23 protein-coding genes are annotated in these 22,695 nt (G+C 40.9%); 6 read left to right on the top strand and 17 right to left on the bottom strand.

Translation table 11 applies throughout. From position 1 onward, the window contains the following. Positions 1-96 precede the first annotated feature (96 nt). Together NLX67_RS19945 and NLX67_RS19940 are read right to left on the bottom strand one after the other, a co-directional pair. Positions 97-1,608 (bottom strand): glycine betaine uptake BCCT transporter, encoded by a 1,512-nt coding sequence (locus tag NLX67_RS19945; protein ID WP_254313179.1) that lies wholly within the window; start codon positions 1,606-1,608, stop codon positions 97-99. A 105-nt stretch (positions 1,609-1,713) separates the two neighbouring features. Next, positions 1,714-3,216 carry a hypothetical protein gene (locus NLX67_RS19940; RefSeq protein ID WP_254313178.1) on the bottom strand — a complete coding sequence of 501 codons (1,503 nt, stop codon included), beginning with the start codon at positions 3,214-3,216 and terminating at the stop codon, positions 1,714-1,716. A 219-nt stretch (positions 3,217-3,435) separates the two neighbouring features. Between NLX67_RS19940 and NLX67_RS19935 the strand changes: the two genes are divergently transcribed. From NLX67_RS19935 to NLX67_RS19925, 3 genes are read left to right on the top strand one after another with little or no spacing between them, the layout of a single operon-like run. Beyond that, entirely contained in the window at positions 3,436-3,786 is a 351-nt protein-coding gene (locus tag NLX67_RS19935) for a DUF485 domain-containing protein (RefSeq protein ID WP_254313177.1), read from the top strand. Next, positions 3,783-5,306 (top strand): solute symporter family protein, encoded by a 1,524-nt coding sequence (locus NLX67_RS19930; protein ID WP_254313175.1) that lies wholly within the window; start codon positions 3,783-3,785, stop codon positions 5,304-5,306. The genes NLX67_RS19935 and NLX67_RS19930 overlap by 4 nt, the downstream gene beginning before the upstream one ends. 17 nt (positions 5,307-5,323) lie before the next feature. Beyond that, a complete protein-coding gene (locus tag NLX67_RS19925; protein WP_082091464.1) occupies positions 5,324-6,076 on the top strand; it encodes a L,D-transpeptidase family protein in 753 nt (250 codons plus the stop codon). A 10-nt stretch (positions 6,077-6,086) separates the two neighbouring features. On the opposite strand, the gene NLX67_RS19920 is transcribed toward NLX67_RS19925, so the two are convergent. The 5 genes from NLX67_RS19920 to NLX67_RS19900 all read right to left on the bottom strand — a co-directional run bounded on the left by NLX67_RS19920 (position 6,087) and on the right by NLX67_RS19900 (position 12,774). Beyond that, the gene (locus NLX67_RS19920) at positions 6,087-7,313 is read right to left on the bottom strand and encodes a PucR family transcriptional regulator (RefSeq protein WP_046178969.1); all 1,227 of its coding nucleotides are present in this window, start codon (positions 7,311-7,313) and stop codon (positions 6,087-6,089) included. 188 nt (positions 7,314-7,501) lie between these two features. Continuing rightward, complete coding sequence (locus NLX67_RS19915) at positions 7,502-7,681, bottom strand: hypothetical protein (protein ID WP_254313174.1); 180 nt, start codon at positions 7,679-7,681, stop codon at positions 7,502-7,504. Between the two features lie 169 nt (positions 7,682-7,850). Next, positions 7,851-8,447, bottom strand: a complete 597-nt coding sequence (locus tag NLX67_RS19910; protein WP_254313173.1) for an SCO family protein — start codon at positions 8,445-8,447, stop codon at positions 7,851-7,853. 101 nt (positions 8,448-8,548) lie between these two features. Then, positions 8,549-11,656 carry an AAA family ATPase gene (locus NLX67_RS19905; protein WP_254313172.1) on the bottom strand — a complete coding sequence of 1,036 codons (3,108 nt, stop codon included), beginning with the start codon at positions 11,654-11,656 and terminating at the stop codon, positions 8,549-8,551. Next, entirely contained in the window at positions 11,653-12,774 is a 1,122-nt protein-coding gene (locus NLX67_RS19900; protein WP_254313171.1) for an exonuclease SbcCD subunit D, read from the bottom strand. The genes NLX67_RS19905 and NLX67_RS19900 overlap by 4 nt, the downstream gene beginning before the upstream one ends. 128 nt (positions 12,775-12,902) lie before the next feature. Here NLX67_RS19900 and NLX67_RS19895 point away from each other — a divergent pair, with 128 nt between their 5' ends. Further along, positions 12,903-13,328, top strand: coding sequence for a DUF2621 domain-containing protein (locus NLX67_RS19895; RefSeq protein ID WP_254313169.1), 426 nt, complete (start codon positions 12,903-12,905; stop codon positions 13,326-13,328). Between the two features lie 20 nt (positions 13,329-13,348). Here NLX67_RS19895 and NLX67_RS19890 read toward each other — a convergent pair whose 3' ends face one another. Together NLX67_RS19890 and NLX67_RS19885 are read right to left on the bottom strand one after the other, a co-directional pair. Then, positions 13,349-13,852, bottom strand: coding sequence for a CcdC family protein (locus NLX67_RS19890; RefSeq protein ID WP_046178974.1), 504 nt, complete (start codon positions 13,850-13,852; stop codon positions 13,349-13,351). A 23-nt stretch (positions 13,853-13,875) separates the two neighbouring features. Then, positions 13,876-14,583: a cytochrome c biogenesis CcdA family protein gene (locus tag NLX67_RS19885; protein ID WP_046178975.1), complete on the bottom strand. Its 708-nt coding sequence runs from the start codon at positions 14,581-14,583 to the stop codon at positions 13,876-13,878. A 169-nt stretch (positions 14,584-14,752) separates the two neighbouring features. On the opposite strand from NLX67_RS19885, the gene NLX67_RS19880 reads away from it, so the two are divergent. After that, positions 14,753-14,932 (top strand): aspartyl-phosphate phosphatase Spo0E family protein, encoded by a 180-nt coding sequence (locus tag NLX67_RS19880; RefSeq protein WP_254313167.1) that lies wholly within the window; start codon positions 14,753-14,755, stop codon positions 14,930-14,932. Positions 14,933-14,957: 25 nt separating this feature from the next. On the opposite strand, the gene NLX67_RS19875 is transcribed toward NLX67_RS19880, so the two are convergent. The 4 genes from NLX67_RS19875 to NLX67_RS19860 form a co-directional block, all read right to left on the bottom strand. Further along, positions 14,958-15,482, bottom strand: a complete 525-nt coding sequence (locus NLX67_RS19875; protein WP_254313166.1) for a hypothetical protein — start codon at positions 15,480-15,482, stop codon at positions 14,958-14,960. 249 nt (positions 15,483-15,731) lie between these two features. Then, positions 15,732-16,193, bottom strand: coding sequence for a hypothetical protein (locus NLX67_RS19870; RefSeq protein WP_254313164.1), 462 nt, complete (start codon positions 16,191-16,193; stop codon positions 15,732-15,734). A 77-nt stretch (positions 16,194-16,270) separates the two neighbouring features. Then, a complete protein-coding gene (locus NLX67_RS19865) occupies positions 16,271-17,635 on the bottom strand; it encodes an HD domain-containing phosphohydrolase (protein WP_254313163.1) in 1,365 nt (454 codons plus the stop codon). 566 nt (positions 17,636-18,201) lie between these two features. Next, entirely contained in the window at positions 18,202-18,705 is a 504-nt protein-coding gene (locus tag NLX67_RS19860; protein ID WP_254313162.1) for an SH3 domain-containing protein, read from the bottom strand. A gap of 516 nt (positions 18,706-19,221) precedes the next feature. Here NLX67_RS19860 and NLX67_RS19855 point away from each other — a divergent pair. Continuing rightward, complete coding sequence (locus NLX67_RS19855; RefSeq protein ID WP_254313161.1) at positions 19,222-19,602, top strand: hypothetical protein; 381 nt, start codon at positions 19,222-19,224, stop codon at positions 19,600-19,602. A gap of 46 nt (positions 19,603-19,648) precedes the next feature. On the opposite strand, the gene NLX67_RS19850 is transcribed toward NLX67_RS19855, so the two are convergent. The 4 genes from NLX67_RS19850 to NLX67_RS19835 all read right to left on the bottom strand — a co-directional run bounded on the left by NLX67_RS19850 (position 19,649) and on the right by NLX67_RS19835 (position 22,091). Continuing rightward, positions 19,649-20,128: a DUF6884 domain-containing protein gene (locus NLX67_RS19850; RefSeq protein WP_046178981.1), complete on the bottom strand. Its 480-nt coding sequence runs from the start codon at positions 20,126-20,128 to the stop codon at positions 19,649-19,651. 872 nt (positions 20,129-21,000) lie between these two features. Beyond that, positions 21,001-21,165 carry a YneF family protein gene (locus NLX67_RS19845; protein WP_082091466.1) on the bottom strand — a complete coding sequence of 55 codons (165 nt, stop codon included), beginning with the start codon at positions 21,163-21,165 and terminating at the stop codon, positions 21,001-21,003. Then, positions 21,165-21,416: a hypothetical protein gene (locus tag NLX67_RS19840; protein WP_046178982.1), complete on the bottom strand. Its 252-nt coding sequence runs from the start codon at positions 21,414-21,416 to the stop codon at positions 21,165-21,167. The genes NLX67_RS19845 and NLX67_RS19840 overlap by 1 nt, the downstream gene beginning before the upstream one ends. A 246-nt stretch (positions 21,417-21,662) precedes the next feature. Next, positions 21,663-22,091, bottom strand: coding sequence for an acyl-CoA thioesterase (locus NLX67_RS19835; RefSeq protein ID WP_046179023.1), 429 nt, complete (start codon positions 22,089-22,091; stop codon positions 21,663-21,665). Positions 22,092-22,695: the final 604 nt, after the last annotated feature.

Genomic DNA, 22,695 nt, shown 5'->3' with positions numbered 1-22,695 from the left:
CTTTAATGCTCGTGCTTAACCCATCATAGAAAACACCGAACAAAACTTCAAGCAAAATAAATCCCCCACCGGGAAACGATGAGGGATTTATGATCATTATGTGAGCGGTCTCCGCCCATCTTTTTTGCGCATTTCTTTTCGTTCTAGTGCAAATGCCTTATAAAGAGAAACCATCATTAAAATCATGATAACCGAAAATGGAAACGCTGCAGCAATGGCTGCGTTTTGAAGCGCCTGCAGTCCACCACTGTATAAAAGCACAACCGCAATAAGCGACTGGAAAATGCCCCATGTGACTTTTACATTGTTTGGCGGTGTCAACGATCCATACGTTGTTTGCATGCCGAGCACAAACGTAGCAGAGTCCGCTGATGTAATAAAGAAAGTAGAAACAAGCAAAATGGCAACCACGGATAGTAATTGCGACAGTGGCAGCTCATCAAATACAGCGAACAATACTTCTTCTGTCGCATATTGTGTTAAGTCTGCTGCACCTTCCATTTGAAGATTCATGGCGGATGCACCAAACACTGCAAACCAGAAAAAGCTCACCAATGAAGGCATAAGCAGGACACCAATTAAAAATTCCCGTACGGTCCGTCCGCGGGATACCCGGGCGATAAATACGCCGACAAATGGCGCCCAGGAAATCCACCATGCCCAGTAGAAAATCGTCCAGCCGTTAATCCAGCTGTTGTGCTCTTCATTAAGCGGCGCAATTTGAAAACTCATCCGCATAATGTTTTGCAAATATGAACCGATTGTATCTGTAAACATATTTAAAATAAACATGGTTGGTCCAAGAATCAGCATTAAAACAAGCAATGCAATCGCTAGGACCATGTTTGCGTTGCTTAAAATCTTAATCCCTTTACCCAGTCCGGACAGGGAGGACATGATGAACAAAACAGTTACAACCGCAATAATTATAAGCTGTACTGTAAATGAAACAGGTACCCCGAACAAATACGAAAGACCGCCATTAATTTGTGCGGCGCCAAAGCCAAGCGTTGTGGCAACCCCAACAACAGTGGCAAAAACAGCAATCACATCAATGACTGTTCCAATCCATCCTTCAGCATACTTTCCGAGTACCGGCTTCAATGTTCGACTGATTAGTCCCGGTTCTCCTTTTCTAAACTGGGAATATGCAAGCGCTAATGCAACGACTGCATAAATGGCCCATGCATGGAGACCCCAATGGAAAAACGAATATCTCAATGATTCCCGAAGCGCCGCATCTGTTCCCGGTTCTGAAAGCGGACTTGAAATCGCGTAATGGCTAAGCGGTTCAGCTGCACCCCAAAAGACGAGACCAATTCCCATCCCAGCGCTAAACAGCATCGCAAACCATGTGGCAGTCGAGTATTCTGGCTTTTCACCCGGCTGTCCTAGTCGAATTTGACCGATTGGACTAAATACAAGTACAAGACAGAATAAAACAACAACAGATACTAAAATCAAATAGTACCACCCAAATGCGGACGTAATAAATCCTTGCACATTCGCCGTCATTGCACCGAATGATTCAGGAGCAGCCGCTCCAAACACTGTGGCAGCCAGGACTAATGCCGCGGTCCACCAAAAAACGGTTGATATTTTTTTCATACATTTCCCCTTCCATATTATGCATCCATTGCAAAATAAAATAGTTATAATGTCGCGTTTCTTTTTGAGACACCTTTAATAACGTATCAAAAGTAAAGAGTCCTATCAAGCGATAGGACTCTCGGCAAGTACTTCTTCAGCGCCCAGCTGTTTTAAACCCTGCGTTTTGGAAGCGGATTCCGCCGCTTTCTCGCGCAGTTTCAGCTCTTCGCTTTTCATTTCGGCTAAAGATTTTGATGCTTCTGCTTCTTTTTTTCTGAGCCGGCCGCTTTCAAACTGCCATCCGTTTACGGTTGTACGTGCGGCCGTTAACTCCGCAATTAAATCGGCTTCATAATACGGATACTTTTCCATTACTTCATCTGCCATTTTTTCATACGATGCTTGAAGTTTTTTCTCCAATGTATTTTTTTCCGTTTGGAAGTACGTATTTGACAGCCACGCCCCGGTCGCTTTTAAGACGCCCTTTTTTAACTTGTTTGTTTCCATTTTGGTCGTCACCCGTGTTAATTTTTCTCTTAATCGTGTATTTGACACACTGACATCTCCGAGAAACGGACGCGCACCGTCTGTTTTTAACAGCACAATCAGACGCTCACGCAAATTATGATAAACAACTTGCGCACGTTCTTCCGCACTTTCCGCTAAAGCAAGCTCTTGCTTAATTTGAAGAATGTTTGTTTCTTCTTTTTGCTGGTCCATTTTCAGTTCATTTATTTGTCTAAGCAGCAGCAGGTAAGCAGATTCTCTCGTCATCCATTCAGATGACAAAACCGATTCATCAACAGCTTGAGCACTTTCATCCGGCATATACAAAACCATCATAGCTGCTGGCAGCGACCAGCTTCCCGACAATAACGTTTTAATCGCCGCATCTGCTGTAAATAAAGCATCGGGGTGAAGAATCCATAATTCCTTCGGCAAGCCCGGCGGCACATCTTTTTGAATAGGCGGCAAAATAGCGCCATACATGGCGAGGCCTGACCGAGTGCCCATTTCAAAGAGAAGTGAAGCTGTACCTATGTCTGCAATGATAGTGTCAAATGAGGCATCGCGGCTTATTTTCAAGTGTTCAAAAATTTGCACTTTTTTATAATCTGGAAGCTGTTCCCAATAGCGCCGAATGTTTTCTTGCAACGGTTCTTTTTCCTCATCCGCTTTTTCATTTTTTAAAAACCGTTCCAGCAGCTTTACATATTCATAATGAAGCATAAACTCCAATTTATTTGACAGAAGAGACGCTTCAAATTGTTCTTCAATTGATTTATCCTTTTTCGCTTTTTTTTCAAACCACTTATTGTCAATCTCTGCCGCACGTGCCGTCACTTTTTCTTTTTCATTTAAGCGCGAGGCCGGCAATTTCAACAATTTAGACAAAGCCATGAATACATCAAGCTGCAGCACTTGATCCGAAACGTTATTGCGCTTTTTCATTTCATCCGCAATTGCTTTAAAGTAAGGGACAGCCTCTTCTTTTGAAAAACGGCTTTTCGCTTTCAATGCAAGCAATTCTTTTGCTTGAATTGAATAGAGGATAGCGTGAATAATCCGGAGTCTCGCACCTGTTACATTTGATACAGCCACTCCAACCGATTTTATTTCTGTCATGTCGATCCGCTCCATTTACTGTCTTTTTTCTGATTGTACACGAAAAAGAATGGAAAGAAAATGAAAGACTATATTTCTGACCGATTAGTCTTTTTTTCTTAAAAAGTTCACTTTTTTGTCGAAAACAGTTGCTAATCTGCGCTTGTTTTTTTAGAATAGAGATACAATTCTTAATTGAAAGCGATTACAGAATTGATTACGGCCTAGGGGAGGTCTATTATGGAGCAGAAAGTCGAGCATGTTGTACAGCCGCAGCGGAATCATGATTATGAAACGATTGCAGCCAGTCCAGATTTTAAGTCACTGGTCAGAAAGAAAAACAAGTTTTTGCTTCCTGTTACTGTCTTTTTCTTATTGTTTTATTTTACACTGCCGCTCTTAACTTCATTTTCCACTGTTTTAAACAAGCCTGTTATTGGCGACATCTCATTAGTATGGATATTTGCCCTGGCACAGTTTATTATGACGTGGACCCTTTGCATGATGTACGTCAAAAAAGCAAATCAATTTGATGCAGAAGCAGATCAAGTTTTGACTAAACATAACAAATCGGAAGGTGATCGTCTATGAGCGTTCTTGGACTCTTTTTCTTCGTCGCGATTGTGGGATTAACACTTTTTGTTACATATCTTGCTTCAAAGCGGACAAACTCAGCCAGCGAATTTTATACTGCTGGCGGCGGACTGACCGGTTGGCAAAACGGGATCGCTATTGCGGGTGACTATTTGTCCGCTGCTTCTTTCCTTGGAATTGCGGGTGCCATCGCGCTAAACGGATTTGATGGGTTTTTCTACAGCATTGGCTATCTCGTTGCCTACCTTGTCGTGTTGTATATTGTCGCTGAACCGCTCCGCAACTTAGGGAAGTATACGCTTGCTGACATGATTACCGCACGTTTTAATCAGCAAAAAATTCGTGGAACCGCCGCCGTCAGCACATTAACAATCGTTTTATTTTACATGATCGCCCAGCTTGTTGGGGCCGGTGCATTAATTCAACTGCTGCTCGGCATTGATTACTGGATCGCCGTTTTACTTGTAGGAATTATGATGACTACCTATGTTTTGTGGGGCGGGATGGCTGCCACCAGCTGGGTACAAATTATTAAAGCTGTTCTATTAATGATTGGAACGATTATTATTTCATTCCTTGTTTTAATGAAATTTGATTTTAATATTTTAAAAATGTTCAGCGATATGAAATCTGTTACACCTGCTGGCGATGCGTATTTAAATCCTGGCGTAAAATATACAAATGGCATTGATACGATGTCGATGATGATCGCTCTTGTATTCGGAACAGCCGGTCTTCCTCACATTCTTATGCGCTTCTTTACCGTAAAAGATGCGAAAACAGCTCGCAGTTCTGTTGTTTATGCGACCTGGATTGTCGGGGTCTTTTATATTTTAACGATTTTCCTTGGCTTTGGTGCCGCTGCTTTTGTCGGGTCAGAAGACATTGTCGCTGCGAACGCAGCCGGGAACATGGCTGCCCCGCTTCTCGCTCAAGCACTTGGCGGTGACTTGCTAATGTCATTTGTATCCGCTGTTGCCTTTGCCACCATTTTAGCTGTCGTAGCCGGTCTCGTCTTATCGGGTGCATCCGCTTTTGCCCATGATATTTATGGACAAATTATTAAAAAAGGAAATGTAACAGAAAAGGAACAAATGAAAGCAGCCCGCTTCGCTTCCATTGGTGTATCTGTCATCTCAATCATTTTGGCTCTAGGTGCACAGTCGATGAATGTTGCCTTTCTCGTATCGCTTGCATTTTGTATCGCAGCAAGCGCCAACTTGCCCGTCATCATTTACACGATTTACTGGAAGCGCTTTAATACAACCGGCGCACTTGCTGCGATGGTGACAGGCCTTGTCACCGCTCTTGTTCTCGTTGCATTGAGCCCGAATATTTGGAGCCCTGAAGGCACTGCAATTTTAACAGGAACAGCTCTATTCCCATTAACAAATCCAGCAATCATTTCCGTACCAGCCGGCTTCATTGCAGGATACGTCGGATCTATCGTTTCTGCAAAAGCAGATGAACGCAAGTATGCAGAGGTAACGGTGAAAGCCAATACTGGGTTAAAATAAACGAAGGAGCAGACGGAATGGTCCGTCTGCTTTTTTATTTTATAGAAAAGGAGATTATTCATTTGCGTAAAGCACTTGCAGTAAGTTTATGTATTCTTCTGGCAGCCGTACTCATTCCGGCACCTTCACAAGCAGCAGCGGATCCATATGCAGCAGCTCTCTTACATGTAAAAGACAGTAAACAAGTAATCCTTGCAGAAGGAAGCACAAAATCAGTCAAAGCAACAATCCGGCTTTACGAAAAAAATGGAAGCAGCTGGCAGCTAAAACGTGTTTCTCCTGCTGTAACCGGCAAAAGCGGGCTTTCATTTAACAAAAAAGAAGGCGACGGCGCGACGCCCACAGGCATGTACGAAATTGGCCGAATGTTTGGCTACGAAAAAAAACCGGCTGGTGTCCGCACGAGCTATACGGTCACAAACCGGTTTCATTATTGGGTCGATGATCCAAATTCCGTTGATTACAACAAATGGATTTATTACCGCGGCAATCCTTCATCACGCTGGAAATCGTTCGAACGCCTTAATCATGAATTGTATAAGCATGCCATTGTCATCCGCTACAACGAAAACCCGATTGTAAAAAATGCGGGCAGCGCCATTTTTCTTCACCGCTGGCGTACAGGATCTACACCGACGGCCGGCTGCCTCGCACTGAGCGAATCTCATTTAATCGTTTTAATGAAATGGCTGGACCCAGATAAGTCACCGAAAATTGTCATTGGTACACCAGACTCCATTCAGTCTGATCTAACCAATTCACCCACCTAAATACGTTCGATTATAATAAAGAATGGTCCATATGCCGGATCAATAAATCGATATACAAAATTGTTTTTTCGTTCATGTCTTTGCTGTTAAAACCGGTAATTTCGCTAATTCGCTTGAGCCGATAAGCGAGTGTATTCGGATGTACATGCATGACCCGGGCCGCATCGTTTACATTACCGTCATGAGCCAGAAATGTATAAATCGACTCAAGCATGTTTGCATTATGCGTCTCGTCGTACGCATTAAGTGCGTCAATAACGGCGTTTCTTTTGCCTAAACGGATGGCACGGAATTGTTCGATCGATTGGAAGATGCCCAGTTTGTCAAAGCAATGAGGCAGTATGATCGTGGAAAAAAGCTGCTTCATTCTAAAAACACGAAGCGTTTCCTGATAGCTGTCCTGCACATGCAGCGGATTTTGAACGGCTGTACCAGCGGCGCCCGCCGGTGAAATGCCGAGTCGTTCTGCTGATTTGGCAATAAAATCGTCAATGTAGCTGCTGACTGCGTCCAAGTCGTCCGTTTCTTTAAAGCGGATCAGCATAACGAGCTGCTCACCATCATATGTCCGGGCAATGCATGACAGCTGTTGAAGCGTTTCAGCCAAATAATCAATTTGCCGTTCAAGCGTCCGGTCAATCGGACGGCCAAAATCAAAAAGAATCACTAACAAGCTTCCGGTTAACGACAGGCCATACGTTTTATTCGCTTGCTCTACTTCATTACGGGTTGTAAAATGACCAGTTAATAGTTTCCAGAAAAATTCCTGATGGCTTTCCTCGGCGGCGCGTTTTCGCTTTTCATGCTGCAGCAGCTGATTTTTCACTGCTTTTGCTGCTTCTTTTAAAATCGTCATCTGTTCACCTGAAAAATGCGCACCAGACTGCGCCCAAATAAAACCGATCACTTTATCTTGTTTTCGGACAGAGATGGCGACGCGCTCACCGAGAGACACTTGATCAATCGCCGGAATGATAACGGGCTCTTCTGTTTCAAAAAGTGTTGGAATAGCGCCGCTTTTCCATAAGCTGTTAATCACGTGCTCCGGCACTCTCCGTCTCATGATCGTCGCAATCCGAACCGGATCAATTTCTCCCTCATGACGGCTGTAGGCGATAATTTGGTGATTGGCATCTTCAATTGTAATCGGGCAAAGAAGCGCCTCGCTAATTCGGTCCGCCAGCATTTCGATTGATTCATATTCATGGGCAAAATAATGTGATTTATCGTTCGACATATCGTTCCTCCGGTGCAATAGGTTACGTTTATTATAATCGCCGATTGATCACTTGTAAAAAAAATCAGGAAAAGCGGGCTCCTTTGAACGGAACCCGCTTATTGATGCAGCATTTGACTTTTATCGGTGAAGGAACTTCTCGAAAGATAGACTCAAAATAGAAGGATTTTTGACTTAAGAATGAGGGATTAGTATTTTCTCGAACTGCATTTCGGGCAAATATAGACATCTTCCGCATCAAAAATGGATCCACACTTTGTCTGTTCGAGCACAACCATGGCACTTCGGAGTTCCGCCCGCTGCCCTTCCCATCCACACTCACATTTGACGCTGCTTGTTGAGCCGAATTTGTACATTCCATAGTTCATATTTATTCACCCCTTATTTAGATTATTCAGATAATTGTCTACATATTCATTTTACACATTAATCCATTATCCTGCAACAGAATTTATATTAATTTTTTGTTAATTACAGAAAAGTCAAGACTTGTTTTATGAAAAAAACTCCAGATTTTCATCTGGAGCCGCCTTTATGTTACTGCGCTGATAATTGCTTTACATCTTGAACAATTTCATCAAATGGAACTTCTTCGCTTCCCTGTTTATTTCCCTGATAGCTTTTAACGACTTTCCCTTCTTGATCGACTAAATAAAAGCTTGTTCCATGCACAAATTGATCCGAATTCGGGTCTGGAATTGCGACCGCTTGAAAGCTTTTCTCCGCGAACGTGCCGATCTCCTCTTCTGTATAGCCTGTTAATAGCTGCCAGTTGGATTCATCCGCTTCATAGTGGGAAATATATTCTTTCAATGCTTCCGGTGTATCACGTGCCGGATCTATACTAAATGAAACAATTTCGTAATTTTCTACCCCTTCTTCATTCAGCATATCCTGCACGTCGCTCATGTTCCGTGTCATCGGCGGACAAACCGTTGTGCAGCTTGTAAATATAAAGTTCGCCAGCCATACCTTTCCTTCCAGATCGGCTAAGCTGACCTCTTCACCGTTTTGGTTCACATTTGTAAAGTTTTGGACTTCTACATCCATATTACCTTGAAAATCTCTATTGCTGCATGCAGATAACATAATCAGGATCGCCGCTGCGATAAAAATAGATCGAAATGATATCAAAAAAATCCCTCCAAACCGCTTTTATATCTTTATGGTAGAGGAAACCGGCTCATTTCTCAACATTCTTCTTTTGGTTATCATGAATACTTTATGAACGTTTTTTATCCTTCTCCTGTGAAAACAAATTTCGCTTTGCTCCCAGTGTTGGACTGTCCTACTTCAAGCCGCGCATCGATTCTTTCTTTTAATTCCGGCACGTGAGAAATAATACCGACGAGACGGCCATCTGCCTGAATATCCATTAATGTTTCAATCGCCTGATCAAGCGATTCGGGGTCAAGCGTACCAAACCCTTCATCCACAAACATCGTCTCAAGCGATACACCACCTGCATAATTTTGAACCACTTCAGCTAATCCAAGTGCCAACGCCAGGGCAGCTTTAAAGCTTTCTCCCCCGGACAATGTTTTTACATGGCGGTTAGCGCCCGTGTATTGATCAAAAACAAGCAAGTCCAGGCCGCTTTGCGCATTTCCTTTCGACCGTTCTGTTAAACGCTCTAGTAAAAACCGCCCATTCGTCATCACCGTTAACCGTGTATTGGCGGCAGCAAGAATATCTTCGAGAAAAGAGGCGAGCACATAGCGTTCAAATGTCACCTTCAGTTCATTTTTCCCGTGTGCGACTTCGTATAAATGACCCGCAAGGCGGTATGCTTCTTCAGCCCGCGCCATTTGACCGGCTATTTCTTCAACCGATCCACGAATACGAATGGATTCTTTTATTTGTGCCGTAATTGAAGCGGCTTGATCCGTCCAGCGGGCAAGCTCTTCATTTAAGGTATAAATTTCTTCTTCCAGCTTTACAATGTCTGTCCGGATACATCCATCAAGAGCCGTTTTAAGTTCTGTTATCAATAAAAGAAGATCGCGCTGCTTCTGTTCATATTGCTGAACCACGTCTTTCATTTCGGCAAGCGACTCAATCAGCTGCGTCGCTTCTTTATAACGATCAAGCGATCCAAAACCGGCTTCTTCGCACTTTTGAAGAAAAGCAGACTTCGCTTCATGCAGCATAGACTTCGCATTTTGTACTGCCTGCATACGCTCATTGAAAACGGACTCCGCCGTCTGCCGTGCTATATTTGCTTTTTGAACGGCTTCCATAGCTTGTTCATATTGGTTTTGAAGACCGGTTGTTTCTTTCCCCAGCCGGTCAAGCTCTTTTGTAAAATAGTCACTGTTCCGCATCGGTTCCGGGATGGCTTGTTCAAGCTGCTGCAGGGTACTTTTCGATTGAATAAAGGCCGAATTTGCATTCATTTCTTCGATTCTATTTTGTTCCAGTTGTGCAGTGAGCTGTTTTTTTTGCTGTTTGACGTTAAGAAGCTGCTTTTCCAGCTTTTCTTTTTTGATCATATCCTGCTCTGCCTGCTTGCGACTTTTTTCCGCTTGCTTTAAATGGGCAGCTGCCTTTTCCACCTGAAAATCCGCAGGCAGCTTCTTTTCTAATTTCTCTACATTGTCCCGCGCACTTTTCAGTGAATAGCGGGCTTCTGTCCACTTTTGTTCTGCATTGCGATTTTCTTGGTTATGGCGTTCAGCTTGTTTTTCCGCTTCTTCAAGCTCCTGTTCCGACAATTGAGAAATATTTGCTTTGGCCGGATTTGGGTGGTGGACAGCTCCACATACTGAACAAGCCTCTCCCTCTTTCAACTGCCGGGCAAGCATTGCCGACTGCCCTTTATTCCATTCGATTCGGATATGTCGTAATTCTTCCAGTGAGGCAGCAGCACTCGCAGCTGTTTTTTCAGCCTGCTGCCGTGCCGCTTCTTCCAGATTCTCTTGTTCTCTCAGCACGTTTTGAGCAACTGTCAGTTCGTGAAATTGATCAAGCAGCGCCCTTAGTTTTTCGATTAAGTGTCCCGTTTCTAAATATGTTTCTTTCGAAGACTGCAAAGCATGAAGCGACTGCTCCACTTCCTGTTCAGTGCCGGATATGTCTTGATCCTTTTTCATCACATGAAGGACGGCTTGTTTTATGTTTTCCAGGCGCTCTTCCGCTTTTTTTGCATCATCTGCTGCACTTCGATATGCATAAACGGCATCTTTAATGGACTGAAGCTTTTGCAGCTGTTTCGCTGATTCATCACGAGCTGGCTGCAGGTCTTGCTCTTTTTTTAATCGCTCACTCGCCTGTTCAAATAAACGATTTGCTTCTTGCATCGCTATTGCTGCTTCATTTCGGCGTTTGATAGCCGCCTCAGCCGCTTGACGTGCTTTTTGTTCAACCATTTCGTATGAAAGGAGCTTTTCCGCCCGTTCTGCCCGGTCAATTTGAGATTGGCTTGTTTTTATAGCTTCTTTTTTTTCATCAAGCTGTTCTTTTTCTTGAAGAGCCGTCTCCAACCGGTCAAACTGTGCATTTCGAGACAGTCCCCGTTCCCGTTCCCCTAGTAAAAAATCCCGGTGGCTGCTCACATCTTTCACATGTTTCTGCAGCAATTCATATTGCTTGTTCATCTCAGTTAAATCAATGTCGAGCTGCGTAAAGATAGCGTCTTTTTGAATGGTTTCCTGCTCAAGCAAATTACGCATATCGAGTGAATAGGCCGGCAGGTTTTTTAAAAGAGCGATTTGCTGATCCGCCGCTTTTCCAGCTTCTTTTTTAAGCGCATCAGATTTTTCTTTTAACACATCTTCCACACGTTTATAAAAAGACGTTTGAAAAAGCTTTTGCAAAATCTTTTCTTTTTCCTGGCTTCCGGCCATTAACAGTTTTTGAAATTCTCCTTGTGGGATCATAAGAATTTGCCTGAATTGATTCGCTTCTAGACCAATTAATTCGTTCATTTTTTCATCTGTATCCCGGACGTTTGCCGCTAGGAGCTCCTCACTGCCATCCGCTTTTTTTTCATACAGTTCAGCCGCTGCACCTGCCGTCGTCATACCGCCGCCCCGTGATTTGGGCTTTTCCTGCTGCGGCGTCCGCTTAATAAAAAATGTCCGTCCTTTTAATTGGAACAGGAGGGCGACTTCCGTCATTTGTTTTGGATCAGCAAACTGGCTTCTCATTTCTGAAGCACTCCGGTGGTCTCCGCTCGGTTTCCCATACATGGCGAAACTAATCGCATCGAAAATCGTTGTTTTACCTGATCCTGTTTTGCCGGAAATGACAAACATTTTTCGATTTTCAAGCTCTGAAAAATCAATGACCTGACGGCCTGCGTACGGACCAAATGCTGTCATTGTTAGCGTGACCGGCTTCATAAGCGGCTATCCTCCTTTTTTGCTTCTTCCAGAACGGTTGTCATATAAGCCCTTTTTTCTTCTGAAAAAGGGAGTCCTGTCATTGCGTGATAAAATTCCTGAAAGAGTTCCAGCTCATTTTGCTTTTTTTTCGTTGAAGCAGCAGATTCAAAGGCAGTGGGAGCAGCAGACATTTTTTCAAGGTGAAGAATATGTGGAAATTTATATTTCAGCTTCGCCATTGGATCGATGAGCGCCCCTTCACCTTTTATTATTACTTTTATATAGTCATCAGAGGCATCCTGCTCCATTAATTCATCAAAATAACCAGCCATTACTTTCATTTCACGCACTGGTTTTAACGTTTCCTTTGTGACAGATACCTGCTTTTGTGCATCGATTTCCACAATTGATACACTTTTTGTATGCGCTGCTTCCGAAAAAGAATATTTGAGCAACGAGCCCGCGTATTTAACGGAAGGATGATGAATCGCCTGCGGATTGTGAAGGTGTCCGAGTGCCGTATACTGAAATGGCGCAAAAAGTTCGGCCCCAACATTTCCTGTTCCTCCAACAGATAAAATGCGTTCAGAATCACTCGTTTCGCCACCAGTTACAAATGCATGGCCAACCGCAACATGTATTCCGTCCGAATCCATGTTTTCACTTAATCGGCCTGTCAACACGTTCATCGCATCGTGGTGGGTATGAACAGAATCATCGTCAAATAAATGCCGGATAACACCAGGTTCAGCGTACGGCAAACAATGAAAATGAACACCTTCAATAACTGGACAAAACATATCTTTTTCCATTTTTCCGGCAAGATAAAAACGGTTTTGCCGGAACCACGTTGAGCCGAACGCAAGCCGTTCCGAGCTGTCATGATTGCCGGAAATCGCGACAATCGGTACATTCATTTCAACATTAATTGTAAAAAGCGTTTCATTCAGCAAATTCACCGCGGAAGCTGGCGGAACCGACCGATCATACAAGTCACCCGCTATCACAAGCGCATCCGGCTGCTCCCGTTCAATTAATCGAATCAGCCCTTGCAAAATAAAGCGCTGATCCTCGATCATTGAAATGCCATGCACCATCTTGCCAAGATGCCAGTCAGCCGTATGAATAAATTTCATTTCAATTCCCTCCTGCACGTATGTATGTTCCGATCATATCAGATGAATAGGATATTGAAAAGAATCAACAAGACGCCTTCTGTTTGGTATAATGAAAGCAAAGAAGATATCATAACGGGGGTTGCAGCATGCTTGAAGGCTGGTTTTCTTACTTTATCGTCGCTTGGACGTTTATTCTCGTAGGCTTGTTTGCGATTGGCGGATTTTTCATGTTTCGGAAGTTTTTAAAAAAACTGCCGAAACAAGATGGCCGATCTGACATGGACTGGGAAGAATATTATGTAGACAAAACACGAAAATTGTGGGGATCTGAAGAAAAAAATATGCTTGAAGAATTGGTCAGCCCGGTTCCGGAATTGTTCCGTGATGTGGCCCGCCATAAAATCGCCGGCAAAATTGGCGAACTTGCCTTGAAGGAAAAAGCCCGCCGTATTTCCCTTGATTTAATTATCCGCGGCTATATTATGGCTACACCAAAAAGAGATCATAAATTCTTACGAAAAAAACTCGATGAAATGAAAATCGATGCCGCGCCATACAGCCATTTATTTTAACATGAAAAAACAGCCTTCACTTAAAAGGCTGTTTTTTCTGTCATGGCCACAGAACGTTCTGGCAGCTGGCATTTTAATACTTTATATTTTCTATACATTACCACCCGCCATGGAAGGATCATCGCGAAGGCGAGAATAAAAAACATGCCGCCGAGTTCTCCTACATCAATTGAAGTCGATAAAACAAGCTTTCCGACGATTCGAACGACGAGCAGCGTCATTAAAATGATCGGAAACGCTTTTGATCGTTTCAAATAAATGTCATGACCGCGTATTTCAAAATTTGATGTTTTAATAAGCAAGAGTGAAAAAAGACATCCTACGGCCGCTGCTTCAAGCAATTCAAGTCCGGTTACCCGAAACATCGGGAATAAAAACATGAACGCACCTGTGCTCATAAAAAGTGGCGGCATAATAATTTTTTTAGTTGAAGTTGGTTTTTTAGCCGCTTTCATCCGGACAAATAAAGTGGCAATCCCCATCATAACAGCTGCCACGGATGATGCCGCAACCATCCAATCCATATTGATCATTCCTTTAGGGCAAATTAAAAGCCGGTAAACCCGCCGAACAATGGTGTCAGGATCATAATGATCTTTGTCATCCAATCAAAAAACAGGATAATACCCATTCCTATCATAACATACCCGCCGATATTTACAATCTTTGCACTGTGCGTGCGTATCCATTTCATCCGTCCAATAAAAAAAGACAGAACAAAAAATGGAATGGCAAAACCAAGTGTGTACGCCATCATATAGAGCATAGCAGAGTCCGGATTCGTGCCGGCCATATAAATAACCGCAAGCAAAATAGGACCGGTACACGGTGTCCATCCCGCTCCAAATGCCAAGCCGATCAATGCCGACCCAACATAGCCGACCGGACGATTTTTAAATTCGACCCGCTTTTCGGACATCATAAATTTCGGCTGTAAAATGCCCGTCACAACCAATCCGAAAAAGATAATAAAAATCGCACCAAGCTGACGAATGAGATCGTCCCACTCTTTTAGAAATTGGCCGATAAACGATGACCCAAAACCGAGCAAAATAAACACGAGCGAAAAACCTAGAAGAAAGAAGAGAGTATGCAGCATACTTCGTTTTTGCAGCATCGCATTGTCGTTTTTCAGCTCATTGACACTCATGCCGGTAATATAGGATAAAAATGCAGGATACAGAGGCAGGCAGCAAGGAGAAATAAAACTTAAAAAACCTGCACCAAACGCCAGGAAAATATTTAAATCGGTCATGAATTCAACATCCTTTCCCTTCCCATTGTAACAGAAACGAGCGATTTTACACTTTGACATATATGTGAACAGAAAAAAGTGAAAAAACGACAAATTTTTTTGAAAATAAGTAAATGATTGGGTATACTAGATAGTGTAATTTACTAAACAATGGAAAGGGTGGTCCGCTGTGGATAAAGAAACCCTGCTTGACGCCATCGAAGCAAAGCGGACTGAACTGCTGAATATTGCTTTTCAAACCGGACTCACTTCTCCTCTTGCGATTGAATACAGCCAGGAACTGGACCGGCTTTTAAATTTATATGATCAACTTCACATTCGCAGCTTAAAAAAAGCGCAAGTAAAATAAAAAAACTGCCCTTGGGGACAGTTTTTTATTTTTTCTTATAAATGCCTATTAAACCGTTCTCAATGAATATTTGATCAAATTCAGCTATAACTTTATCACCGGGCACAAGTTCATTTCCGAATATATTTTCATCATTGAAAATAATATCGCCTGACTGCGGGCTTGTTCCTTCTAAATTCATCTGCCCATGTTCATACCACACACGATTAATTGTATAGACCACTTTTTCCGGTTTTACATATTCGGCAATGTTAAAATCGCCATCTTCCCAGTAAGTCCGGATGCGATCTCCTACAGATAATTCAATTTCAACATCCGTCGGCTTAAAACGAATTGTTTCACCGTTGCTCGCAGTTGCTCGGTAATAGCCTTTTTCAATCTTAGGAGACTTGAATGTAACAATATAATGCTTTAGTGAAATACCTTCTTTTTCTAATATTTCATATGGGGTACCTGTTAATTCATCTTCATATTCTGATGCTAGTACCGGGACACTTGCGCTGATCAACATAAATGGAAGAATAAATAAAGACAAGAATCGTTTTTTCATTTTGCTGCCCCTCCTTTTCTCTCAATATTTATATGTACCCCCATCTCAATCAATTACTCTTTAAAAAAATAAAAATTTATCTAGATCAGTTAGTTCATCTGTATACTGATCCTTTTTGAGGCGCTACACTATAAGTCAGTTACTAAAAAGAGAAAAACACGTCAACTAATGACGTGTTTCAGAGTGTAGACAAAGTCAGCATTCGTCTTTTTAACGAAAATTTCTATTACCGAAAAAGGCAGGTATCTTTCAGAGAAGCAGGCTCGTTTTTTTACCGGGAGCCGGCAGGTGAAACCACCCGGACTTCGCTTTCCGCGGGCAGTGCGGGCGCTTCCTCGGCTGCGCCTGCGGGATCGCCCGACTCACTGTACGTCCCGCAGGAGTCTTCGTCCGGGCGGCTTCACCAAAAGCAGCGAGAAGAAGCAAGTCCTGATAGGCTGTATGTGTGGAACAAACGCCAAGGACATGACTGCATACTCTTGCGCCATTGCCGCTGCTGCAAAAGATGGATCTGCCAGACATGGCTGTTTCGTTTAAACGCACAGGCAGTGGGCGCGCAGCGAAGACTCCTATGGGACTGGCATGGCAGCTGAGATCGGATCTGCCGCAAAGCGGCGGAGACGAGCTCAGCGCCTGCCCCATGGAAAGCGAAGCCGCGCGCCCGCCGCCTTTATCGGCTCCCGTCAAAACAGCTTCTATGTGAAGAAACAAAAGGTGATTCTGTTAAAAATTTTGTTTGTCTACAGTATGTAAAGTGAAAAACACACCAAGAGAAGGCGCTTTTCCGGTCACCTTTGAGTATCAGTATACATAGCTTGTTCTTTATGCATATGTTGAAGAATTTGTTGAATTCCCAATAAAGCATCATGCTCTTCTCCCACTGATAGTTGACCAGTATCCCACCTAAGATCAATTTCTTTTATGGTTTTAACCACAACATCAATAAATACATTTTCAACAGTTAGCCCATCGATCAAATTTTTATAGTTTTCAAATGCTGTTTCCCAATCTCCAGCTATTAAATTATTTATATATAAATTCCAATACTGCTCCCTTTTAGAGCCTACTGCTTCTTGTTCTACATGATCCCATCTGATGAATTTTGGAATCGTTACAGATAAATTTGTAGGTAATTCAAATGTGACTGAACTACCTAATTCTTGTAATGTTGGTCGATAAGGCTGCTGATCATTGACTACCTTTACTCGAGCTTTTTTACCATTTGATAACTTCACAATTGAATCTGGCGGGTATATATTTAGCAATTCAATAAAGGTGATCAAATACATTAAATCATATTTCTTTTTCTTATTTAATAGAAGCTCAATCGCTTTTGTTGCTAAAATAGGCTCACGATATGATCGCTTTAAGGTTAGAGCGGAATAAGAATCGACAATTCCCATTATCCGGATTTCTTTTGAAATATCTTTATCTGTCAATCCATTTGGATAGCCTGATCCATCTAAACGTTCATGATGAGATTTACAGATGGTCTCAAATATTTTCGGCAGCTTATTTTTCTTTGTCCAGGTTACTCCTTCCATTGTGTGGCTTTTTAAAATATCAAAGTCACTCTTTGTTAGCTTTTCTTCCTTGTTCAATAATTCTTTCGATATCTGTAACTTCCCTATATCATGAACTAAGCAGCACGCAGCAAATATATCTAATTCTCTTATTCCTACTTCATTTGCTAATAATGAACCCAGTAAAAAAACATCGAATGAATGGTAATAACTATATGAATCTAATTTCTTCAAATTAAACACTGCATTTGAAATACGGTCATCCTCCATTACATGAATAAACAAATTTTCTAGCCACATGAGTTTATCATTGTCATGAAGAACATATCCATATCTTGATTCATTCACCACATAAATCAAACTGTCATAAAAAAGCTTTTTTGTACTTAGAATTCCTTTTGAATATAAAATAGATGTCTTCTTTTTTACCTCCCAGGTATCTTGATTAGTCTGAATGCTTTCACCGGCCTCCAGAACCTCAACAGTTGAAATATTCCAATTAATTAATTTTTCTATTGCAGTACGGTTGATCAGAGTTCCTCCGCTAAGCAGCAATGTTCCATTTTTATAAACATCGCTATAAAGAATATCCCCTTTAACCAAGTCTCCTAACTCTTTTACTAATGCCAAATAGCTCACCTACTCTAAAATTTTTATTCAAAATAAAATATAAAAAGAAATCATTATTTTTCCGATAATTTTGTACGTTCATTTATTTTCACTGGAAAGTACTGTAACTGTGCTCTCCTAACTTCCTGCCCGCATTGTCGTAACTTTTACAACTAAACAAACGCGCCTTTATATCCGTTTCTTTTGATATATTTATTAGGAAATATTTCTTTGCTTGGAACATATTTTACACTTTATCACTTTGTTTGTGCTATTTATACTGTTTTTTAATTTCAGCAGTTATTTTTCTGTTTATTTTGTCGTACTTTTCATGACTTAAGTCACTCTATTTGATTTGATACTTAGCTTCTAAACACCTGTTACAATTTCAATTACCCTCACCGTTACAGAAAGGAAAAAACATACTTATATAATATATTTAAGCTATATCACTCTTATCTTTCTCCTTTTTTCATATCTACTGCTGATTTCATCCTCTAAAAACACAAAAAACCACCTCTTCCTGTTTATCTTTCAACAGAAAAAGGTGGTTATCTTAGTTTTAATGAGCAGACGGATTGTTCTCTTTAATAGATGAGGTAGTCTGATGAGACATAAGCAGTCCGACCATAGTAATCAACTTTTGCCCAGCCGTTCGAGTAAGTGCCATAAATATAAATGTCTTCGTATCTCTGCAGCTGGCCGATCACTTTTCCATTCTTACTCGGAGCCGTCCTTACATTCAAGTTGCTTGCGCTAGAATAACCCCAGTCTCCATAATAATAATAATCAATATTTTTATTTGGCGGAGAGTATGATCCTTGCTCAACCAAATAGCTTGATGCCACATATCCTGCTTTATTGTTGTATTTGATTTTCGACCAGCCACCCGGTTCTGTGCTATAAACATATACGACTGCTCCATTTTTAAGAGAGCCTACCACTTTTGCTCTCGGGCTTGGTTTTTCACGTACATTTAATTTCGTATCGACTTTAACAGTGTGATGTCCCGTACTTGCTTCTGCTTGTTGTACAGGCAGCAACGTAATCATTAAAACTAGAAATGCAATGAATCCGATAATCTTTTTCATAATATTCCTCCTATGTATCTTCTTACCAACAAAATAATTATACCACTACTTTTCACCCAAAATAACATTTTTTTGATATTTACCGAGTATTAAATACTAGAATCATGAAAAAACACACCACTTGACTGATGTCTTAGTGCTGGTTTATCTGGTCAATTATGGATTGTTTCCTTGCGTTAATATACAGCATCGTTGTCTGAGCACTTGCATGGCCTGCTTGATTGGCGACTTCATGGATACTCATCCCTTTTTCTAATAAATTCTCCTTAGCTACTACTAAAATTTCGATTATCAAGCATAGAACATCTTGCAATACGATTCAGTATTCTAGCTTAGTCATTTTATTTTCCATAGTTATGTATTCAACAGTATGATTCCAAGCATTTAAATTTAAATTATGTTTTACCGCTAAAAACATATTTATTTAGTGCAAAGCTGCTTCCTTTTGCTAAACCGCCGCTGTTTCATGGATACACAATAAGGAACACTGTTAGCCGTTATTTCTGGGGGAAGAAATTGCATCCTTTTGTATTGGAGCAGCAAGGAAAAAAGTGTTCTATTTGTGGCTGGACACCTGAACATGAGACTGAAATGAAACACCTTCACTTGCATGAAATAGAGGAATACGATTTCTCCAATAAAGCATGCCATTTGATCGCTATTCAACTCATTTGCAAGAAATGTCATTCGTTCCAACATATCATGCGGACTGAGTTAGTTTCGACAAAGGAACAGTGGAAGAGTTTGATGCAGCATTTCATTCGTGTAAATAGCTTCTCTCCTGAAATTGTAAACGAGTTCGGTTTGATGATAACGAAAGCACTACAACAAGAAAGCAATAAGGAAAAGCCGTTAAAAGCACGCTCTTTAAAGGGCTTGTATAAGGAACTTTCTTAAAAACAGCATCAATAAAACAATATTTAGAAGTCATATCTTTCATCGGCTAATACTTATTTTCCTTGCTCGAATCCGTTATTTCCTTATTAATAAGCAAAGAATTGTTTAGCTTTTGAAGCATATAACCGATCCCCTTACAATCATTCAAGGGGTATTTATAGCTATAGTTGCTTCCAAAAGCTTGCTCCACAACTTTTCTATACTTTTTTCCGCCTAAAACGACTAATTCATCAAAATCCGCTAATTTTTTTTCTGGAATTTGCTGTTTTAATTTATCAATGCTGATAATTTCGGGACTCTTAGAATTAAATGCAACATTGTAATTTGAATGAATCATATCTTGCGGAAATAAGAAGCCATGTTTCGCTGAAAGAATAACCCAATGTTCAAAGAAACGAGAAGCATAATTTTGACAAGAGTTATGGAACGAACCGATATAAACATTTTCCGCTTCTGTTGGTCCAGCATCCGGTTTCTTATCCCACACTTTTTTTGCTCCGCATGGAATAATACATAGTCTTTTCATTACTTTCTGTTCACTCCTTCTTGATTTAATAATGTTTCGGGGAATAGCTCACTAGCTAAGCCAATTAGCAAGTATTCCAGAATCGTGAGCGATGTTTCACCAAATTCCTTCCATTATTATATTATCTAATGACACATGTCAGAGACCTCGTCCTTGATAGGATAAAAAACACGCATCCTCTTTAAGGATTCTGTTTTTCACATACTCTCTGCGGATTCTCTCGTACTTCACCAGCACTTTTTTCAACGCAGGACATGCTCCTTATTTCCTTTTCCATGCACAAGAATAGATGCTTCTCCTACGTTCTCACAAGGCAGTGTTCGTATCTCCATCGCTCTAAGCCCACACACAGTCCGCCAGCATAGCGATGATATCCTTGTTGCGGGCTTCACTAGTTCTTGTAGCTGAATGCCTCTATCATGTTGTATATGTCTTCTGCATTAAAGCCTTTCATTACCTTCTTCGGCACTTTAGGGGTTTCAACCTTCTTCATTTACACTGAAACGATACTTTGTGGCTGTAGCCCAGACTGCTGCATAAATATTTTCTAGTTATGTAATTTCCCGCTTCTCTTTCAAATAAAGTTTGATATTCTTTAATTCCTGCTTCTTGTTAATCAGGGTTTTTTGCGTGAATCCTTTCGGCAGACAGTAATAGATCTACTCATTAATTACATCTTCTAATTCCATAAAAAAACCACCTCTCTTAGTTAATCTTTCAACAAGAAAAGGTGGTTATCGTTATTTACAAGGGAAATAAACCAAAATAAAGTGAAAACAGCGATGAAGGTTTAACCTTTTACGCTATTTAAACAAATGAACAATGGATTAAAACTGCTTTAAACACGGTTCTATCCCTTACACAGCAAGGACTTATTTATCCTGCTGCTTGTTCATTTGTGCCATCATTTGGTTGATTTTCTTCTGCGATGGTTTCATTCCCATTTGCATCATCATACGCAGCATTTGCTCGTTAATTGGCGGATTCTTTTTCAAGTAATCCATCATGTAACGGCGTGCGATGAAAAAACCGATGATTAGATTTTCTTCGCATTATACTCAATAATGATCATTGATTTAGTTTTCAGCTCAATAATATTGCTGCTACCACAGTTATAACAATGCGAAAGAGCAAAATTTGCAATCTGAGTAAATTCAGAAGCTTTTTCTCTATTTTCCTTTTCACAACTTACGCAATTCCACTTTAAGAGAAACGTTTCTGGAGATTCAACCTGGAAAGTTTTATCCCACATTTTCATGTATTCTTCCATTGTAACTACCTGTTTCATTATTGTGTACTTCCTTTCAATCCTTCGTTAATTTTCCTATATCTTACGATTAAATCAGAATTAAATTTAGTGCCAGAAAAATCTAAAACCTCGGCTGCTTTTACTGTGTTTATTCAAAGACCGGCTATGTATCCTTCTTTGCCTTTCTTCATAATGGTGGGTTGTTGCTTGAAGGAAACGTACGACCAAGCAACTGTTGAATTATTGGGACGTTGCTGAATGGTTTTATAAACATTCCCGTCTTTGCTAGACTTTCCTTTTAATTTCTTCATATTTTTGAAACCACTCGGGAAATGCCTTACTGAATCTAACGGGTTTGAAATCACCGTTTTCCTTTTTTACGATGATATGTGTAGTAGTTCCTTCCGCGCAAATGTCACCTTCACCGTTGACAATTTGAAAACCATAGGCAGCTCTTAATGCGTGATTTTTTTCCACCCATGTCTTGACAAAGGCTTTATCTCCAAGCTTTATAGGTTTCTTATATGTAACTTCAAGGTTGTGCACTGGTGCGTAATATCCCGCTTTTTCCATATCTAAGTAGTTGTATCCAATATCCTCTATAAGTTTTGTTCTACCTAGTTCAAACCATTTTATGTAGTTTGCATGATAAACAACACCCATCATATCGGTATCAGCATATGAAAATTGAATTTCTTCAGTTGCAATATACATATTATCCACCCCACTCATTTCCTTCTTAATGATAGTTCTTGTTCGACACTTCTTAAAATAATAGCATAGGTTTTATTTTTTTTTATTAAAATTGGCTTTATGAAAGAACAGTATTAGTTTCTATTCATATCATTTATGCTTCGAAAATAAATTTTCATAAAGATTCCCCTTGTTATCTAATCAAAAAGCTAAATACCCTGCTCTTATTACTATCAAGAACCAGATAAAACACTCAGCTTGGTACGATTGATAAATTGAAAAAGCCGCTCCGATGCGCTGACATCGAACCGGCCGGCTTCCCATAAGAGATGATCAGCAATACCGGGGAATAACCCACCAGAGCGCTCGACTCAATGGCGGGTTATTTTTTTGGTTAAATGAAAAGATCGCCGCTGTTTGCTTCAAAAAAGACAGCCGGATTAATCCACTTCCCAGCCTGCAGCTCATCTGTAGACGTTTTTAATAAACACCATACCTGTGACTAAGACTTAGTTTTATATTTGGTACTCGAAGGGCAGGCTAGTACTGTAAAGAAATTTGAGGAGGTAAAATAAATTTATGACTCTAAACAAAGAACTCCAGACCTTAAAAGAATATCACAGTG

Origin of the sequence: Domibacillus sp. A3M-37, assembly GCF_024213455.1 — a bacterium.
GTDB classification, from domain to species: Bacteria; Bacillota; Bacilli; order Bacillales; family Domibacillaceae; genus Domibacillus; species Domibacillus tundrae.
The sequence above is the reverse complement of the archived record's forward strand: the minus strand, read 5'-3'. Positions and strand labels throughout refer to the sequence as shown.

Coding starts and splice junctions, on each gene's coding strand:
- NLX67_RS19945 (WP_254313179.1), bottom strand. CDS start 1,608: ATGAAAAAAATATCAACCGTTTTTTGGTGGACCGCGGCATTAGTCCTG.
- NLX67_RS19940 (WP_254313178.1), bottom strand. CDS start 3,216: ATGACAGAAATAAAATCGGTTGGAGTGGCTGTATCAAATGTAACAGGT.
- NLX67_RS19935 (WP_254313177.1), top strand. CDS start 3,436: ATGGAGCAGAAAGTCGAGCATGTTGTACAGCCGCAGCGGAATCATGAT.
- NLX67_RS19930 (WP_254313175.1), top strand. CDS start 3,783: ATGAGCGTTCTTGGACTCTTTTTCTTCGTCGCGATTGTGGGATTAACA.
- NLX67_RS19925 (WP_082091464.1), top strand. CDS start 5,324: ATGGTCCGTCTGCTTTTTTATTTTATAGAAAAGGAGATTATTCATTTG.
- NLX67_RS19920 (WP_046178969.1), bottom strand. CDS start 7,313: ATGTCGAACGATAAATCACATTATTTTGCCCATGAATATGAATCAATC.
- NLX67_RS19915 (WP_254313174.1), bottom strand. CDS start 7,681: ATGAACTATGGAATGTACAAATTCGGCTCAACAAGCAGCGTCAAATGT.
- NLX67_RS19905 (WP_254313172.1), bottom strand. CDS start 11,656: ATGAAGCCGGTCACGCTAACAATGACAGCATTTGGTCCGTACGCAGGC.
- NLX67_RS19900 (WP_254313171.1), bottom strand. CDS start 12,774: ATGAAATTTATTCATACGGCTGACTGGCATCTTGGCAAGATGGTGCAT.
- NLX67_RS19895 (WP_254313169.1), top strand. CDS start 12,903: ATGCTTGAAGGCTGGTTTTCTTACTTTATCGTCGCTTGGACGTTTATT.
- NLX67_RS19890 (WP_046178974.1), bottom strand. CDS start 13,852: ATGGATTGGATGGTTGCGGCATCATCCGTGGCAGCTGTTATGATGGGG.
- NLX67_RS19885 (WP_046178975.1), bottom strand. CDS start 14,583: ATGACCGATTTAAATATTTTCCTGGCGTTTGGTGCAGGTTTTTTAAGT.
- NLX67_RS19875 (WP_254313166.1), bottom strand. CDS start 15,482: ATGAAAAAACGATTCTTGTCTTTATTTATTCTTCCATTTATGTTGATC.
- NLX67_RS19860 (WP_254313162.1), bottom strand. CDS start 18,705: ATGAAAAAGATTATCGGATTCATTGCATTTCTAGTTTTAATGATTACG.
- NLX67_RS19850 (WP_046178981.1), bottom strand. CDS start 20,128: ATGAAAAGACTATGTATTATTCCATGCGGAGCAAAAAAAGTGTGGGAT.
- NLX67_RS19840 (WP_046178982.1), bottom strand. CDS start 21,416: ATGAAACAGGTAGTTACAATGGAAGAATACATGAAAATGTGGGATAAA.
- NLX67_RS19835 (WP_046179023.1), bottom strand. CDS start 22,091: ATGTATATTGCAACTGAAGAAATTCAATTTTCATATGCTGATACCGAT.